This is a genomic window from Kocuria sp. GQ42 (assembly GCF_059758435.1).
The window spans coordinates 80,744-96,264 of the sequence record NZ_JCAXEN010000005.1; the positions used below are offsets into that span (position 1 = coordinate 80,744).

20 protein-coding genes are annotated in these 15,521 nt (G+C 75.4%); 9 read left to right on the forward strand and 11 right to left on the reverse strand.

From position 1 onward, the window contains the following. Positions 1–36: 36 nt before the first annotated feature. The 6 genes from AC6CH6_RS11670 to AC6CH6_RS11695 form a co-directional block, all read right to left on the reverse strand. On the reverse strand, positions 37–1,404 hold the full coding sequence (locus AC6CH6_RS11670) for a molybdopterin molybdotransferase MoeA (RefSeq protein WP_498255248.1): 1,368 nt from the start codon (positions 1,402–1,404) through the stop codon (positions 37–39). Beyond that, positions 1,404–1,700 (reverse strand): DUF6457 domain-containing protein, encoded by a 297-nt coding sequence (locus AC6CH6_RS11675; RefSeq protein ID WP_419968499.1) that lies wholly within the window; start codon positions 1,698–1,700, stop codon positions 1,404–1,406. Before AC6CH6_RS11675 ends, AC6CH6_RS11670 begins: the two co-directional genes overlap by 1 nt. 39 nt (positions 1,701–1,739) lie before the next feature. Beyond that, positions 1,740–2,333, reverse strand: a complete 594-nt coding sequence (mobA, locus tag AC6CH6_RS11680) for a molybdenum cofactor guanylyltransferase (RefSeq protein ID WP_165979770.1) — start codon at positions 2,331–2,333, stop codon at positions 1,740–1,742. Between the two features lie 4 nt (positions 2,334–2,337). Then, complete coding sequence (locus AC6CH6_RS11685; protein ID WP_133411393.1) at positions 2,338–2,607, reverse strand: MoaD/ThiS family protein; 270 nt, start codon at positions 2,605–2,607, stop codon at positions 2,338–2,340. Positions 2,608–2,613: 6 nt separating this feature from the next. After that, a complete protein-coding gene (locus tag AC6CH6_RS11690; RefSeq protein ID WP_498255249.1) occupies positions 2,614–3,792 on the reverse strand; it encodes a GTP 3',8-cyclase MoaA in 1,179 nt (392 codons plus the stop codon). A gap of 112 nt (positions 3,793–3,904) precedes the next feature. Beyond that, entirely contained in the window at positions 3,905–4,234 is a 330-nt protein-coding gene (locus tag AC6CH6_RS11695) for a biopolymer transporter Tol (RefSeq protein ID WP_419968495.1), read from the reverse strand. A 49-nt stretch (positions 4,235–4,283) separates the two neighbouring features. Between AC6CH6_RS11695 and AC6CH6_RS11700 the strand changes: the two genes are divergently transcribed. Further along, positions 4,284–5,516, forward strand: coding sequence for a molybdopterin molybdotransferase MoeA (locus AC6CH6_RS11700; protein ID WP_498255250.1), 1,233 nt, complete (start codon positions 4,284–4,286; stop codon positions 5,514–5,516). 146 nt (positions 5,517–5,662) lie between these two features. Further along, positions 5,663–6,049 (forward strand): hypothetical protein, encoded by a 387-nt coding sequence (locus tag AC6CH6_RS11705; protein WP_109243703.1) that lies wholly within the window; start codon positions 5,663–5,665, stop codon positions 6,047–6,049. 4 nt (positions 6,050–6,053) lie between these two features. Here the strand turns inward: AC6CH6_RS11705 and AC6CH6_RS11710 are convergent, their stop codons facing one another. The 3 genes from AC6CH6_RS11710 to AC6CH6_RS11720 form a co-directional block, all read right to left on the reverse strand. Next, the gene (locus AC6CH6_RS11710; RefSeq protein WP_498255251.1) at positions 6,054–6,911 is read right to left on the reverse strand and encodes an alpha/beta fold hydrolase; all 858 of its coding nucleotides are present in this window, start codon (positions 6,909–6,911) and stop codon (positions 6,054–6,056) included. 65 nt (positions 6,912–6,976) lie between these two features. Continuing rightward, positions 6,977–7,444, reverse strand: a complete 468-nt coding sequence (locus AC6CH6_RS11715) for a pyridoxamine 5'-phosphate oxidase family protein (protein ID WP_017832125.1) — start codon at positions 7,442–7,444, stop codon at positions 6,977–6,979. Positions 7,445–7,527: 83 nt separating this feature from the next. Continuing rightward, entirely contained in the window at positions 7,528–8,736 is a 1,209-nt protein-coding gene (locus AC6CH6_RS11720; protein WP_498255252.1) for a globin domain-containing protein, read from the reverse strand. A gap of 170 nt (positions 8,737–8,906) precedes the next feature. Here AC6CH6_RS11720 and moaC point away from each other — a divergent pair, with 170 nt between their 5' ends. The 5 genes from moaC to AC6CH6_RS11745 all read left to right on the forward strand — a co-directional run bounded on the left by moaC (position 8,907) and on the right by AC6CH6_RS11745 (position 12,236). Next, positions 8,907–9,404 carry a cyclic pyranopterin monophosphate synthase MoaC gene (moaC, locus tag AC6CH6_RS11725; RefSeq protein WP_498255253.1) on the forward strand — a complete coding sequence of 166 codons (498 nt, stop codon included), beginning with the start codon at positions 8,907–8,909 and terminating at the stop codon, positions 9,402–9,404. After that, the gene (locus AC6CH6_RS11730; protein WP_419968484.1) at positions 9,401–9,940 is read left to right on the forward strand and encodes a molybdopterin-binding protein; all 540 of its coding nucleotides are present in this window, start codon (positions 9,401–9,403) and stop codon (positions 9,938–9,940) included. The genes moaC and AC6CH6_RS11730 overlap by 4 nt, the downstream gene beginning before the upstream one ends. Beyond that, on the forward strand, positions 9,937–10,389 hold the full coding sequence (locus AC6CH6_RS11735; RefSeq protein ID WP_035925876.1) for a molybdenum cofactor biosynthesis protein MoaE: 453 nt from the start codon (positions 9,937–9,939) through the stop codon (positions 10,387–10,389). The genes AC6CH6_RS11730 and AC6CH6_RS11735 overlap by 4 nt, the downstream gene beginning before the upstream one ends. A gap of 5 nt (positions 10,390–10,394) precedes the next feature. Continuing rightward, positions 10,395–11,567 (forward strand): molybdopterin-synthase adenylyltransferase MoeB, encoded by a 1,173-nt coding sequence (moeB, locus tag AC6CH6_RS11740; RefSeq protein ID WP_498255254.1) that lies wholly within the window; start codon positions 10,395–10,397, stop codon positions 11,565–11,567. Positions 11,568–11,777: 210 nt separating this feature from the next. Next, positions 11,778–12,236: an SRPBCC family protein gene (locus tag AC6CH6_RS11745; RefSeq protein ID WP_133411381.1), complete on the forward strand. Its 459-nt coding sequence runs from the start codon at positions 11,778–11,780 to the stop codon at positions 12,234–12,236. 68 nt (positions 12,237–12,304) lie between these two features. Here AC6CH6_RS11745 and AC6CH6_RS11750 read toward each other — a convergent pair whose 3' ends face one another. Beyond that, positions 12,305–12,724, reverse strand: a complete 420-nt coding sequence (locus AC6CH6_RS11750) for a VOC family protein (protein ID WP_498255255.1) — start codon at positions 12,722–12,724, stop codon at positions 12,305–12,307. A gap of 173 nt (positions 12,725–12,897) precedes the next feature. On the opposite strand from AC6CH6_RS11750, the gene AC6CH6_RS11755 reads away from it, so the two are divergent. Then, on the forward strand, positions 12,898–13,827 hold the full coding sequence (locus tag AC6CH6_RS11755) for an NADP-dependent oxidoreductase (RefSeq protein WP_498255256.1): 930 nt from the start codon (positions 12,898–12,900) through the stop codon (positions 13,825–13,827). 24 nt (positions 13,828–13,851) lie between these two features. Here the strand turns inward: AC6CH6_RS11755 and AC6CH6_RS11760 are convergent, their stop codons facing one another. Beyond that, a complete protein-coding gene (locus AC6CH6_RS11760; protein WP_498255257.1) occupies positions 13,852–14,523 on the reverse strand; it encodes a hypothetical protein in 672 nt (223 codons plus the stop codon). A 173-nt stretch (positions 14,524–14,696) separates the two neighbouring features. On the opposite strand from AC6CH6_RS11760, the gene AC6CH6_RS11765 reads away from it, so the two are divergent. Further along, the gene (locus tag AC6CH6_RS11765) at positions 14,697–15,506 is read left to right on the forward strand and encodes an SDR family oxidoreductase (RefSeq protein WP_498255258.1); all 810 of its coding nucleotides are present in this window, start codon (positions 14,697–14,699) and stop codon (positions 15,504–15,506) included. Positions 15,507–15,521 lie beyond the last annotated feature (15 nt).

The following is a 15,521-nucleotide window of genomic DNA, read 5'->3' on the forward strand; positions in this document are numbered from 1 at the left end:
CCAGCGGTGTCCGGGCCCTCGGCGTCCCACGGCGCGTCAGCGCCAGGGCAGGGGGACCACCTCGACGTCCTGCCCGGCGGCCACGCCGCCCGGCGGGACCACGGCGATGACGTCCGCGTGGGCGAGCCCGCGGAGCATGTTCGCGCCGACCCGGTCCCGGGGGGTGACGGTCCCGTCCCGGAGGTAGGCGGGCACCAGGGCGGTGACCTTCTGGCCCGGCAGGTCCTCGGCGGCGGGCAGGGTGCGCGTGGCCGGGGGCCGGTCGCTGTGCAGCTTGGCGAGCAGGGGCTGGGCCACCGTGAAGATGCTGGTCATCGCGGCCAGCGGATTGCCGGGCAGGCCCACCACGAAGGGGCCGTCCTCGGGCAGCCGCGCCAGGAACGTGGGGTGGCCCGGGCGCTGGGCGAGGCCGTCGAGGAGGAAGACCGCCCCGAGCTCCTGGAGCGCCGACCGGACGTGGTCGGCGTCGGAGTGCCCGGTCCCGCCGGTGGTGATGACCACCTCGGTGCGGGCGTCGAGCACCGACGCCATGCCGGAGGGCGCCTCGGTCAGGGCGGAGAGCATCGCCTTCGCGGTGTCCTCGACGCGCCGGAGCTGGTCCACGGACCCGCCCAGCATCTCCACGAACGTGGGCAGCTGGGGGCCGAAGGCGTCCCGGACCTGGCCGGGCTCGGGGATCCCGTCCTCGACCACCTCGCTGCCGGTGAGCAGGATCGTCACGCGCGGACGGCGGCGGACCGGGAGCATGTCGTGGCCGCTGACGGCGGCGAAGGCGATGTGCGCCGGGTTGAGCAGGCAGTCGGCGTGCAGGATGACGTCCCCGGCCGCGACCTCCTCGCCGGTGCGGCGGATGTTCTGCCCGTAGGGGATGTCCTCGGCCGAGGGGGCGTGGGCCGCGATCGTGAGCACGGTGCCCTCCTCGGACAGGTGCGCGTACTCGTCGCGCAGCACGGCCCGGGCCCCGGCGGGGACGAGTCCGCCGGTGACGATACGGGTGGCCTCGCCGGGCTCGAGGTTGAGCACCGGGCGGTAGAGCTCCCGCGGCGGGATGGTCAGCATCTTGCGCGGGTCGGTCTCCACGGGCTCGGGGAAGACCACGGTCCACGGCTGGGGGCCGGCCACGGCGTAGCCGTCCATGGCGGAGGAGGCGTAGTGCGGGACCGGGATCGGGGCGGTGACGTCCTCGGCGAGGACCTCGCCCAGCGCCTCCTGCAGGGGCAGCCAGTGGCTGGGCAGCGCGGTGGCGATGTCGTACGAGAACTGCCGGGCCCGGTGCCAGTCGGCGTCGTGGACGGTCTCGACCTCCTCGGGGGCGCTCTCGGGCGTGCCGCTGTCGTCCTCGATGACGGGCAGCGCGTGCGTGTAGGGGCTGTTGGTGTCGTGGGGCAGGGGCAGTCCGGACATCAGTTCTCCTCGGGGGTTCGGCGGGCGGCGGGGACGAGACCGTCGACGGTCTGCAGCGCGCGGTCCAGGACGCGGTGCTCGTCCTCGCCCGCGGCCGCGGCGCGGCCCACGTGGTAGCCGAGCAGGTAGGCGGTGGGCGGGACAGCGGGGCGCACGGTGCCGTGGGCGATCCTGCCGGTGAGGCCCAGCACGGCGTCCAGGGGGAGGTCGGCGTCGGCCACGTCCAGGGCCGCGCGCACGGCCTCGACCCACCGCTCCAGGATCTCGTGCTCGGACGGGCTCAGGTCCTTGGGCATGCGCCGCTCCTCCCGGGCGGTGGGGCCGCCCGCTCGTGGTCAGGTCAGGTGGTGCCTGTGCACATCGTCCCACGTATCGACGTCCGCGGTGGCGTCCTCGGGCACGGTGACGTCCCGGAGCGGGAGCTCGCGCACGAACGAGAACACGGACCGGTCCGCGGCGTCCTGCCCCGCGAAGGCCCGGCGCAGCACGTCGCTGCGGTAGAGGGCGGCGAGGGGCTGGCGGTGGCCGTCGGGCGGGACCGACACGTAGCCGGCGGCGCCGTCACCGGTCCGGGCCGCCTCCAGCAGGAGGGGCACGGCCCGCGACACCCCGGGCATGTCGCACGCCAGGGTCAGGGTCCACTGCGCGGCGGGCAGGGCGTCGAGGGCGCGCAGCCCGGCGGCGATGCCCGCGGCCGGGCCGGAGAACGGCGGGTCCTCCCGGGTGCGCAGCACGTGCCCGGGGACGGCCGGGTCCGCCGGGCCGACGACGACGACGCCCGCCGCCTCCCGGACCGCGTCCAGCGTGAGCTCCAGCAGGGTGCGCCCGGCCCGCCGCAGACCGGCCTTGGGCCGGCCGCCCAGGCGGGCGGAGCGGCCGCCCGCCAGGACCACGGCGTGGAAGACCGGGGCCGGTCCCGGGGCGCTCACGCGCTCACCCGCCGGAGAAGGGCGGCAGGACGTCGAGCACCGCCCCGGACGGGACCGGGGTGCCGGGGTCGGGGCAGGCCACGCCGTCGAGCAGGAAGCTGGACCGGGCCAGCACCTGCGCCAGCGGCGGCTGCCCCGGCGGCGGCTCGGGGTGGGCCCGGGCCAGCAGGACCTCCACGTCCCGGCGCGTGCAGGGCCGGTCGTCGGGGACCTCCAGGGTCTCGGCGTCGGTGCCGGCCGCGGCGCGGGCGGCGGCGAAGTAGCGGATCAGCATCCCGGCTCAGCCCCCGATCGCGCTCATCGAGCGCTCCGGCTGGACGTAGTCGGAGGAGTCCAGGCCTACGTGGTCCATGCCGTGGGCGGCCGGTTTCGCCCACATCGCGGCCCGCCAGCGGTCGGCGAGCTGGGCGTCGGTCGCACCGGTGCGCAGCAGCGGCAGCAGCTCGACCTCCTCGTGGGAGAACAGGCAGGACCGGATCCTGCCCTCGGCGGTGATCCGGGTCCGCTTGCAGTCGGCGCAGAATGGCTCCGTCACGGACGCGATGACGCCCACCGTGCCCAGCGGCGGGTCCTGGGCGCCCGGGCGCAGGGCGGAGGCCGCGGCGGGGGGCGCCGCGGACGTCGCGTCCGAGGTCGCGCCGGAGTCCACGGGGGCGGCGCTGGCCGTGCGGGGGTGCACGTCCCAGAGTTCGGCCGGGGCGCCGTCGCGCGCCCCCGGGTGCGGGGCCAGCCGGAACCGGCCGGCGAGCCGGTCGCGGATCTCGGCGGCGGTGACCATGTCCGCCCGGGTCCAGCCGTGGTCGGCGTCCAGGGGCATCTGCTCGATGAACCGCAGGGCGAAGCCGCGCGCCAGCGCCCACGCGAGCAGCTCCGGGGCCTCGTGGTTGTTGACCCCGCGCATCAGCACCGCGTTGATCTTGACCGGGGTCAGCCCGGCGGCGGCCGCTGCCTCCGCCCCGGCCAACACATCGGCGAGGCGGTCCCGCCGGGCCAGGGCGCGGAAGGTCGCCGCGTCCAGGCTGTCCAGGGAGATGTTGATCCGGCTCAGCCCGGCCTCGGCCAGGCCCTGGGCGCGGGCGGCCAGACCGATGCCGTTGGTGGTGAGCGAGACCGGCAGTTCGGGGTGGGCGGCCCGCACCCCGGCCACGATCTCCTCGAGGTCGCGGCGGACCAGGGGCTCCCCGCCGGTCAGGCGCAGCTCGGTGACCCCCAGTTCTCGTACTCCGACGTCGACGATCCGGGTGATCTCGGCGGGGGTCATGAGCTGGGCGGCGGGCAGCCAGGGCAGGCCGTCGGCGGGCATGCAGTAGGTGCAGCGCAGATTGCACTTGTCGATCACCGACAGGCGCAGGTCGGTGGCGCGGCGGCCGTGGCGGTCCACCAGCCCCGCCCCGGCCGGGGCACCACTGGGACCCGGACCCGCATCGCGGAGCCGCGGCAGTCCCAGGGAAACGCTCATGTCACCGCCTCGGTGGTCGTCTCCGGCCCGCACGGTGCTCGGCGTGCCGGGATGGTCCGCCCAGTGTAATCAGTCCCCAGCATGCCGAGAATGCTCCGGGCGCCGTACGGCGTCACGCCGGCTCCGGCGGGGCCTGCTCGTCCAGCCGCGCGAGAGCATCCGTCCACCGGGCCTCCTGCTCGGCGGGAGACTGCTCCCACCACGGCGTGCCGCGCTCACCGAGGCCCAGCTTGGCGAGTCCCACCCGGTCCCGCACGGCCCGCAGCTCCTCCTCCGTGCCGTCCCGCCGCACCGTACGGACGGCCGCGCGGGCCCGGCCCAGGTGGGACGTCAGCCGGGCCGCGACGTCCTCGGGCAGCCCGGGGTCCTGGCGGCGCCACCGCCGGCCGTCCACCACGATCCACCTGCCGTCCGGCGTGTGCTCCACATCCCGTCGCGTCATGGCCCCGATCCTGCCAGGACGGGCGCTCCCCGGCACCTACGCTGGAGGAATGAGCAGGCACGCGCAGCATTCGGTCCGCAGCGTCGACGAGCACCGCCGCGCGGTCACGGAGGCCCTGCGTGGCGTCCGCGCCCGGACGGAGACCGTGCCGCTGGCGGCCGCGGCGGGCCGGGTCCTGGCCGAGGACCTCGTGGCGCCCCTGAGTCTGCAGCCCTTCGACAACTCCCAGATGGACGGTTTCGCGATCCGCGCCGCCGACAGCCGGGCGGCGCCCGGGGAGGACGGGCGCACCCCGTTCGTCGTCGTCGCCCCCGTGCCCGCCGGCCACGTCCCCGGCCCGCTCGGCCCCGGGGAGGCGGCCCCCGTCATGACCGGCGCGCCCCTGCCGTCCGGCGCGGACGCCGTGGTGCCCGTCGAGGATTCGCTGCCGGGGGGCTTCCCGGCCCCGGGGACGCGCCTGCGGCTCCCGGCGGGCCAGCCGGCCGGGAGGTTCGTCCGCCGTGCCGGCGAGGACGTCGTCGCCGGGGACACGGCGCTGGTCGCGGGGCAGCGGCTCACCCCCGCCCGGATCGGGCTCGCGGCCGCGCTGGGGTGCGCGGAGCTGACCGTGCGCGCCCGCCCCCGGGCCGTGCTCTACACGACGGGCGACGAGGTCGTGGCGCCCGGCGCCGCGCGCGGCCCGGCCCAGATCTTCGACGCGAACGCGGCGATCCTGCGCGCCCAGCTCGCGGAGGCGGGCGTGGAGGTGGTCGGCGCCCACCTGCTCTCCGACGACGCCGGCGCCTTCGCGGCACGCCTGGCGGAGGACACCGCGCGGAGGCCCGACTTCTTCGTCTCCTCCGGCGGGGTCAGCGAGGGCGCCTACGAGGTCGTCCGGCAGGTGCTCGCGCCCCACGGCGAGTTCGTGCACGTCGCGATGCAGCCCGGGGGGCCGCAGGGTCTCGCGGCGCCGGGCGGCGTGCCCTTCGTCTGCCTCCCCGGCAACCCCGTCAGCACCCTCGTGTCCTTCGAGATGTTCCTCCGCCCCGCCCTGACCGAAACGATGGGGGCCCCGGCGCCGCGGGCCCGCCGCACGGGGCCCCTGGCGGAGGCCCTCCGGCCGCTGCCCGGGCGGACCCAGGTGCGCCGCGCCGTCTGGGACGGCGCCACGGTGCGGATGGCGGGCGGGCCCGGCTCCCACCTGCTGGCCGCCGCGGCCCGGGCCAACGCCCTCGCGCTCGTGCCGGCGGGCGGGGCCGAGCTGCCGGCGGGGACCCCGGTGGAGCTGCTGCTGCTCGACTGACCCGGTGCGCGCCCGGCCCGCGGGACCGGAGAGCCGCACCACCACCGGGGCGGCTCCGGCCGGTCTCGGGGCGTCGCGGCGGTGTCCCCGCCGCTCGCTAGACTGGTCCGCGCCCCCGCCCGGACGATCGCACAGAACAGGTCCCCATGACGTCCCTGCTCGCCCCGCTGCTCCTCGCCGCCACCGCCGTGATCCAGGCGCTCGGCCGCTACGAGTACCACCAGAACGGCATCACCGTGGTGGGCCAGATGCTCTTCCCGATCTTCTTCGCCGTCCTGGCGCTCTTCCTCGCCCGCCGCGGCGAGCGCGGCGCCTTCGGCACCGCCCATCTCGGGCTGCTCGTGCTCGGGGGCGTCCTGTTCGTGCTCACCCTGGTCGGCTGGAACGGCACCGTCCCCCAGCTCTACCCCTCCGTGGGGATCTACTACGCGGCGTTCGCGCTGCTGGCGGTCCAGGCCGCGCTGCGCATCGCGGGGACCCCCCGGCGCCGGCGCGAGGACGCGCCGTCCGAGGGACCCTCCCCGCGGGGCTGAGCCGCTACGGGGTGTTCGCGGATCCGCCGACGCGCTCGAGCACCAGTCCCGCCAGCTCCTCGGCCCGGGTCTCCGGCAGCCAGTGGCCGGCGTCCAGCTCCACGAACCGGTAGGGCCCCCGCACGTGCTCGGCCGTGAGCTCCGCGGCCCGCCGTCCCAGGGCGGGGTCCCGGGCGCCCCACGCGTACGTGGTCGGCACGTCCACCGGTCCGGTGCGCAGCCGGGACAGCGGCAGGGCGCGGTACCAGTTCAGGGCGCCGGTGAGCGCGCCGGGCTCCCGCATCCGGGCCGCGTAGCGGGCGGCCTCCGCCGCGGGCAGGCCGGAGCGGCGCAGGAGCTGCTCGAGGCGCGGGCCGAGCAGCGCCTCCGGGAGCCGGGGCACCTGGAAGGCCCCGACGTAGGCCGAGCGCAGCGCCTGCGGCGAGCGGGTCAGGGAGCGCGCGAGCGCCCGGGGGTGGGGGACCGAGGCCACCGTCAGGGACGCCATCCGCTCCGGCCGGTTGGCCGCCAGGGCCCACGCCACGATCCCGCCCCAGTCGTGGCCGACGACGTGCGCGCGCTCCAGCCCGGCGGCGTCCAGCAGCGCCACGGCGTCCTGCACGAGCAGCTCGAGCCGGTAGGCGCGGCGGCCCCGGGGCCTGGCGCCGGGGGCGTAGCCGCGCTGATCGGGCACCAGCGTGCGCAGGCCGGCGCGCCGCAGCACGGGCGCGACCCCGGACCAGCTCGTGCCGTCCTGCGGGAAGCCGTGCAGCAGCAGCACGGGCTCTCCGTCCGGAGGCCCGTCGTCGCGCACGTCGAGGCGCACGTCGGGGTGCACGCCGGATCGGAGGTCGCCGGGAGGGCGGAGGGTCGGTCGGTCCATCCGGCCAGGCTAGCCCCGGCGCGGTCCGGGCGTCGGGCCGCGCGTGGAACGCAGCGTCCGGGCGCTCACTCGTCGGGGGAGCGCCGCACCCCCGACAGCGGGGTGCGCCACACCTCCGGGTCCGCGACCGGGAACCGGCGGCCGGTCACGAGGGACGGCACGACCCGGACGAAGATGCCCTTGCGCCCCGCCTGCCACGGGAACAGCGGCAGGTCGAGGGTGTCCGTGAGCTCCTGGACCTGCTGGATGCGCTCGGCGCGGCCCTTGACCACCACGCTCCACGCCTTCCCGGCGGGCTCGTCGTACCCGTCGATCTCCACCGCCACGGGGACGTCGGTGAGGGCCCCGGCGACCTTCGTCCCCTCGGCCGAGCGGAAGACGAGGGTCCCGTGGTCCACCACGAAGTTGATCGGGAAGATGTCCGGGTGGTCCTCCACCCACACGGCGAGGCGGCCGACGCCCGCGTCCCGGAGCAGGTCCCAGCAGCTGTTGACCGCCAGCTCCTCCACATGGTTGCCGTGCGTGTCCGTCATCGTGTCCTCCGTCGTCGTCGTCCGGCCCTCGGGCCGTGTCCTGGTCCTGCTCCCGGTCATTCTCCCGGGGCCTGCACGGCCGGTCACTCGAAGTCGGCGAGCCAGAGGTCCGGGCCGAACACCTCGTACTGGATGTCCCGGGGCGGGACACCGCGGGCGACGAGCGCGCTGCGCACGGCCTGCATGAAGGGGAGCGGCCCGCACAGGTAGTACTGCGCGTCGTGCGGCAGCTCCACGGCGCGCAGGTCCATGAACCCCTCGTGCTCGTTCTCGGCGCGCTCGCCGGCCGCCCACGGCTGCTCGAACCAGGCCTTCAGGGAGCCGTCCTCCAGGGCGGCGAGGTCCTCCTCGATCTGCCCGCGCAGCGCGAACGTCTCCGGGGAGGCGTCCGCGTGCAGGAACTGCACCGTGCGCTGGGAGCCGTCCTTCACCAGGTGCGAGAGCATGCCCGCCATCGGCGTGACGCCGATGCCCGCGCTGGCCAGCACCAGCGGCCGGTCCGAGTACTCCAGGACCACGTCGCCGGAGGGCACCGAGAGCACCACCTCGTCCCCCACCTGCACCGTCTCGTGCAGGAGGGTGGACATCTCGCCGGCCGGCGTGCCGTTGCCGCGCACCCGCTTTACCGCGAAGCGCCGGTGCTGTCCGTCGTCGGCGCGGGTCAGGCTGTACTGCCGTGGCTGCAACACGCCGTCGGGCATCTCCATCCTGAGGGTCACGTACTGGCCGGGCAGCGACCGCTTCACCTCCCGCTCGTCGACGCGCTCCACCACGAAGGTCGTGACGTCCTCGGTCTCCGGGATCTTCTCGACCACCCGCCAGGTCCGCCAGACGGTCTCGGGGGAGAGCCGGACCGCCTCGTAGAGGCCGCGCTCCTGGTTGATGAGCACGTTGGCCATCAGCCAGTAGACCTCGTCCCAGGCCGCGGCGACCTCCGGGGTCACGGCGTCGCCCAGGACGTCCACGATGGCCCACATGAGGTTGTCGTGCACGATCTGGTACTGGTTCGGGTGCAGCCCCAGGGACACGTGCTTGTGCGCGATGCGGGAGAGCAGGTGGTCCGGGAGCTCGGTCGGCTTGTTCACCAGGTAGCCGGCGAAGGCGGCCACGGACCCGGCCAGCGCCTGCTGCTGCCGGCCGTCCGCCTGGTTGCCGCGGTTGAACAGTCCGTCCAGCAGCTCGGGGTGCTCGCCGAACATGTGCGCGTAGAAGCGCCGGGCGATCTCCTGGATGTTCTCCCCGACCACGGGCAGCGTGGCCTTGACGACGGGGTACGAGGTGTCCGACAGCACGGTGGCTCCTTCACGAGAGCCGGCGGCGTCGACGGCGCTCTGGTCGCGTTCCGTCAAGCTAGCACCGCGCCCCGGCGCGGGACCAGACATGACGCGGCGGTGCGCGGCACGGGGGTGGGCCAGAATGGGAGGACGCACCATCCGGGAGAGCCGAAGGGGACCGAACCGACATGACCGAGCAGCAGCAGGGCCTCACGCACGTCCGGGCGGACGGGTCCGCGCACATGGTGGACGTCTCCGACAAGGCCGTGACCACCCGCGAGGCCACCGCGACGGCCACGCTGCGCACCCGCCCCGACGTCGTCGAGCAGGTCTTCGCCGGGGACCTCCCCAAGGGGGACGCCCTGCCGGTGGCCCGGGTGGCCGGCATCATGGCGGCCAAGCGGACCCCGGAGCTCGTCCCGCTGTGCCACCCGCTGCCGATCAGCAAGGTGACCGTGGACTTCGAGCGGCTGGCGGACGGTGTGCGGATCACCGCGACGGTGCGCACGCGCGGGGTGACCGGCGTGGAGATGGAGGCGCTGACCGCGGCCTCGGTGGCCGCCCTGACCCTCTACGACATGATCAAGGCCGTGGACAAGCTGGCCGAGATCGACCGGGTCAGGGTGCTCGCGAAGTCCGGCGGCAAGTCCGGGGACTGGGCGCGGACCGACGGGGACGCCGCATGAGGAGCGCCGCCGTCATCGTCGCCTCCACCCGCGCCGCCGCCGGGGTCTACCAGGACCGGAGCGGGCGGATCGCCGCCGACTGGTTCGGCTCCCACGGCTTCGAGGTCGAAGGTCCGTTCGTGGTGGCCGACGGCGAGGACGTGCGCGCCGAGCTCGAGCGGCTGCTCGTGAGCCGGGCCCCCGCGGACCGCCCCCGGGTGGTCGTCACCAGCGGCGGGACCGGCCTCGGCCCGGACGACCTCACCCCCGAGATGACCCGGCCCTTCCTCGACCGCGAGCTGCCCGGCATCATGGAGGCACTGTGGGCGGAGGGCCGGAGGACCACCCCCCTGGCGGTGCTCAGCCGCGGGCACGCCGGGGTCAGCGGCGCCACCTTCGTGGTCAACCTCCCCGGCTCCACCGGCGGGGTCTGGGACGGGCTGAAGGTCCTCGAGCCGATCCTCGACCACGTCTGCGACCAGCTCGAGGGCCACCGCGACCGCGGGCACGACGGCCCCCGCCACGACCCCCGACCGCACGAGGAGACCGACCGATGAGCACACCCGGACCGATCCAGGCGGAGACCGCCGTGGTCGGCGCCTTCGTCACCGAGGAGCCCCTGGACCACGCCCGGGCCGTCGAGGCCGTGCAGGACGAGCGCACCGGCGCCGTGGTCTCCTTCAGCGGTGTCATCCGCGACCACGACGGCGGCCGCCCCGTCACCAGCCTCGACTACACCTGCCACCCCGGCGCGGACCGGGCCGTCCAGGACGTGGCCCGCCGGGTCGCCGAGGAGTTCCCCGGGGTGCGGATCTGGGCCGCCCACCGGGTCGGCCACCTGCGCGTGGGGGACTCCGCCCTGGAGGCCGCCGTGGCCGCCGCCCACCGCAAGCTCGCCTTCGCCGCCTGCGACGCGCTCGTGGACCGGATCAAGACCGAGGTGCCCATCTGGAAGGAGCAGCGGTTCGCGGACGGCTCCACCGAGTGGGTCGGACTGGACGCCTGAGCGCCGTGGACCTCTCCCCGCTCGTCGAGCCCGCCGCGGAGCTCACCGACGCCGAGCTGCGCCGCTATGCCCGCCACCTGACCGTCCCCGAGATCGGCGAGGAGGGCCAGCGGCGGCTCAAGAACGCCCGGGTGCTGTGCGTGGGCGCGGGCGGCCTCGGCTCCCCGGCCCTGCTCTACCTCGCCGCCGCGGGCGTCGGGACCCTCGGTGTCGTCGACGACGACGACGTGGACGCCTCCAACCTGCAGCGCCAGGTGATCCACGGCGAGGGGACCCTCGGGGCGCCCAAGACCGCCTCGGCCGCCGTGCGGATCGCCGACCTCAACCCGCTGGTGCGCGTCGTGGAGCACCGCGAGCGGCTCACCGCGGACAGCGCGGAGGAGGTCCTCGCCGGGTACGACCTCGTCCTGGACGGCACGGACAACTTCGAGACCCGCTACCTCGTCTCCGACGCGTGCGAGCTGGCCGGTGTCCCGCACGTGTGGGGCTCGATCCTGCGCTTCGACGGCCAGTACTCGGTGTTCTGGGGCGCGCACGGTCCCACCTACCGCGACCTCTACCCCGTGCCCCCGGCGCCGGGCACGGTGCCCAGCTGCGCCGAGGCCGGGGTGCTCGGCGTGCTGCCGGGGCTGCTGGGCACCGCCATGGCGGTCGAGGCCGTCAAGCTGGTCACCGGGATCGGCACCACGATGCTCGGCCGGGTCGCCACCTACGACGCCCTCTCGGCGCGCTGGTGGGAGATCCCGCTGGTGCCCACGCCGGGCCGCGCGCCCGTGACCACCCTGGCGGCGGCCGGTGACAGCGCCCCCGCCTGCCCGGCGCCCGGTCCGCAGCCGGGAGGCGTCCCGACCGTGACGGCCCCCGAGCTCGCGGAGCTGCTGGCGGCCCGGGAGCGCGGCGCCGCGGACTTCGAGCTCGTCGACGTCCGGGAGCCCTACGAGGCCCGGCTCGCGGCGATCCCCGGCGCACGGCTGCTCCCGCTGGACCAGTTCGAGTCCGGGGAGGCCCTCGCCCGGATCGCCCCGGGCCGCCGGGTGCTGCTGCACTGCAAGGCCGGGGCGCGCTCCGAGCGGGCCCTGCACCTCCTGCGCGCCGCGGGCCGCACCGACGTCGCGCACCTCGAGGGCGGGGTGCTGGCGTGGATCGAGCAGGTGGACCCGTCCCAGCAGGCCTACTGACCCGGTCCGCCCGGGCGGCCGCCTCCGTCCACGGCGTCGAGCACCCCGGCCGGCTGCGGCACCGGCAGCGGAGCCGCAGGGCGTCGGCGCGGGGCCGGGCCGGGCCCACGGGCCGGGGCCCGGCTACGCGGGGAGCGGACAGCCCTGGCCAGGGACCGGTCCCGTCTGCCTACGGTGGGGCCGTACCGTTGCCGACGAGAGGAACCACCCGTGTCCGAGAACAGCCTGTCCGCCAGCCGCGTCATCGACGCCCCCGCCGACGCCATCTTCGACGTCCTGAGCCTGCCCTCGCGCCACCGGCAGATCGACGGCTCCGGCACGGTCGTCTCCGGCGACGACCAGCGCATCCAGAAGGTCGGCCAGGTGTTCGTGATGAACATGAACGGCGAGCACATGGGCGGCGACTACGTCATGGAGAACACCGTCTCCGGCTACGACGAGAACAAGCTCCTCGCCTGGAAGCCCAAGCCGCAGGGCGCCGAGCTGGAGGGCTGGGAGTGGATCTGGGAGCTCGAGCCCCAGGGCCCCGGCGCCACGCTGGTCACCGAGACCTACTCGTGGGAGCACGCGACCCCGGACGCCAGGAAGGCCGTGTCCTTCCCGCTCTTCGAGGAGGGCGCCCTGGAGCACTCCCTCGAGCGGCTCGCGGCGGCCGTCTCCGAGAAGTGAGCGCCTGAGCCGCCGAGGCGGACAGGAGCCCGGTCACGCGTGGTGACCGGGCTCCTCCGTGCCCGCGGTCACCGCCGGCGGGCGGCGCGGACGGAGGCGGCCGCGGGATCGACCCACAGGATCTCCCACTGGTGGCCGTCGGGGTCCCGGAAGCAGCGCGAGCGCAGGAAGCCGTAGTCCTGGGCGTCGCCCTCGGTCCCGCCGGCGCGGACGGCGCGGTCGACGATGACGTCGATCTCGTCGGGGGAGTCGACGCTGAGCGCGTTGACGACGGACGCGTCGGCCGAGGTGCCGGGGGTCCCGGGCCCCACCAGGCGCAGGTGGCGGTCCTCGCTCAGGACCATGACGTGCTCGTCCTCGCGGATCTCGACGGTCCCGGTGCCGGTGCCCTCGAACGCGGGATGCAGGCGCCAGCCGAGACAGGAGTAGAACCGTTTCGATCTCTCCAGGTCCGAGACGGGAAGGGTGATGAAGTCTGTCGGTGCCATGGTGCTCCCCTTCGTGGTGCGGTGGGACCCGCCCTCAGCATGGCCCCGGACCGGCGGGGCCGCAACGGTGTGACGGGATCCTCGCCCGCATGTCAGGACGGCATCGGAACGGCATCGGAACGGCATCGGTGCGGGGCCGGAATGGGTGCGGGCGCCCCGGGGTTGGAACGGGCATGCGAGTCATCGGAGTCGAGACGTTCGGAGGGCCCGAGGTCCTCGCCGTCCACGAGGTGCCGGACCCCCACCCCGGCCCCGGAGAGGTGCGGATCCGGGTCAGGGCGGCCGCCGTCAGCCCCACGGACACCCTGCTGCGCGCCGGGGGTCAGCCCGTGGAGCACCAGCGGCCGCCGTACGTGCCGGGGATGGACGCGGCCGGGGTCGTCGACGAGGTCGGGGAGGGCAGCGCCTGGCGCGTGGGGGAGGCGGTCATGGCCATCGCCCTGCCGCGCGGGGAGCACGGGGGCGCCTACGCGCAGCTCCTCGTCGCCCCCGACGACTCGATCGCCCGCCTCCCGGCGGACACGGACTTCGCCACGGCCGCCACGCTGCCCATGAACGGGCTCACGGCCCTGCAGGTCCTCGAGGTGCTGGACCTGCAGCCCGAGCAGACCCTGGCCGTCACCGGGGCCGCCGGGACCCTCGGCAACTACGTGGTGGAGCTCGCCAAGCACGAGGGCCTCACCGTCATCGCGGACGCCGCGGAGCACGATCTGGAGCTCGTCGACAGCCTCGGCCCCGACCACGTGGTGGCGCGCGGGGACGACGTCGCCGAGCGGATCCGGGAGTTCTTCCCCGACGGGGTCGACGCCCTCGTGGACGCCGCCGTGCTGAACGAGAAGGCGGCCCCTGCCGTCCGGGACGGCGGAGGGTTCGCGACCGTGCGGCACTGGACGGGGGACCCGGGCCGGGGGATCACCGTGCACCGGATCAGCGTGCCCCAGGAGTACCACTCGGGCGAGAAGCTGGACCGGCTGCGCCGGTACGTGGAGGAGGGGGTGCTCTCCCTGCGCGTGGCCGCCGTCCTGCCCGCCGCGGACGCCGCCGAGGCACACCGCCGGCTCGAGGCCGGAGGCGTGCGGGGACGGCTCGTCCTCGAGTTCTGACCCGCCCCGGTCCCAGGAGCGGTCCTAGAAGTGCGAGCGGTACTGGTGGTCGATGCCGGCCTGGTCCACCTTCCGGTGGAAGCGCATCCCGGCCAGGCCGCCGAGGACCGCCGCGAGCAGCGGGATCAGGACGGCGACCACCAGGGCGATGATGCCGCCCGTGGTCAGGGCGCCCTCGCCGATGGGGATGCGGGGGAAGCTGTTGAGCTCGCGCAGCACGTTGAACTGCTCGCCGGCCACCGCGCCCAGGACCGCCAGGACGATCGCGATGAGGACCGCCCACACCCACACGGCGACCCCCTGCTTGGCGCCGTCGAACCGGGCCATCCGCCCGGCCACGTAGCCTCCGGCGAAGTAGGCGACGAAGAGGACCAGGGCCAGGGCGATGCCGCTGACGAGGCCAACGGTGCCGGCGTCCTGCGCCACCTGCTCCGCGATCTCGCCAGGGTCCGTGCTGGTCGCCACCCCCACGCCCGCGCCGATCGCGCCGAGCAGGGCGGTGAGCAGCACGGCGATGCCCGTGGCGGTCATCCAGCCGAAGAACGCGGAGCCGAACTTCACGCCCCCGAACTCCCGCTTCTCCGCGGCGACCACCTCCTGCCGCCGCCCCCGCGGGGTGGAGGCGCCAGGCCGGTCCTTCCCGGGCTCCCGGGGCTCCTCCGGGACGGTCGATCCTGACGGGTCCTCGTGTGCCATGACGCTCTCCTCGTCTCCGACCATCAGCTTGCTTAAGATCTTCCTCTCCTCGAACGCGGTCCGCAACGGCTCCGGCCGAGGGGTGTGCGCCACGTCACCGCCGGGAATAGGCTGGTGCCCCCGGGCCGTCCCGCACGGCGGTCCGCGCTCTGCACGGAGGGAAGGCCACGACCATGGAGCACACTCCCGACTTCGAGCCCCGCACGGCCGTGGTGACCGGCTCCGACTCCGGCATCGGGCGTGCGACCGCCGTGGCGCTCGCGGCGGCCGGCATGGACGTGGGGATCACCTGGCACCGGGACGAGGAGGGTGCCGAGCGGACGGCTGAGGAGGTCCGGTCCTACGACCGCCGGGCCGTGGTGGCGCGGCTGGACACCACGGAGCTGGAGCGCTGCGGCGCCGTCGTCGACGGCCTCGTGGAGGGCCTGGGCGGCCTGGACGTGTTCGTGCACAACTCGGGCACGGGGGCGAACGTCCCGTTCCTGGAGACGTCCCTGGGCACGTGGCGCAAGGTGCTCGCCACCGATCTCGACGGCGCGTTCGTGTGCCTCCAGGCGGCGGCGCGGCACCTGGTGGCCGCCGGGCGGGGCGGGCGGCTGATCGCCGTCACGAGCGTCCACGAGCACGTGCCCCGGGTCGGCTCGAGCGCCTACGACGCCGCCAAGCACGGCCTCGGCGGACTCGTGAAGACCATCGCGCTCGAGCTGGGGGAGCACGGGATCACCGCGAACTCGGTGGCCCCGGGGGAGATCGCCACCCCCATGACGGGGCAGGAGGACGAGAACCCGCGGGCCGCCCACCGTCCCGGCGTGCCGCTGGGCCGGCCCGGGGACGCCCGCGAGGTCGCCGCGGTCATCGCGTTCCTCGCGTCCCCGGCCTCCGCCTACGTCACCGGGGCGTCCTGGGTCGTCGACGGCGGCATGGTGCAGATGGGACCGCAGGCGGGCTCGCACCTGACGAGCGACGAGTGGCGGAAGGGGTAGCCGCTCCCGCGCCGC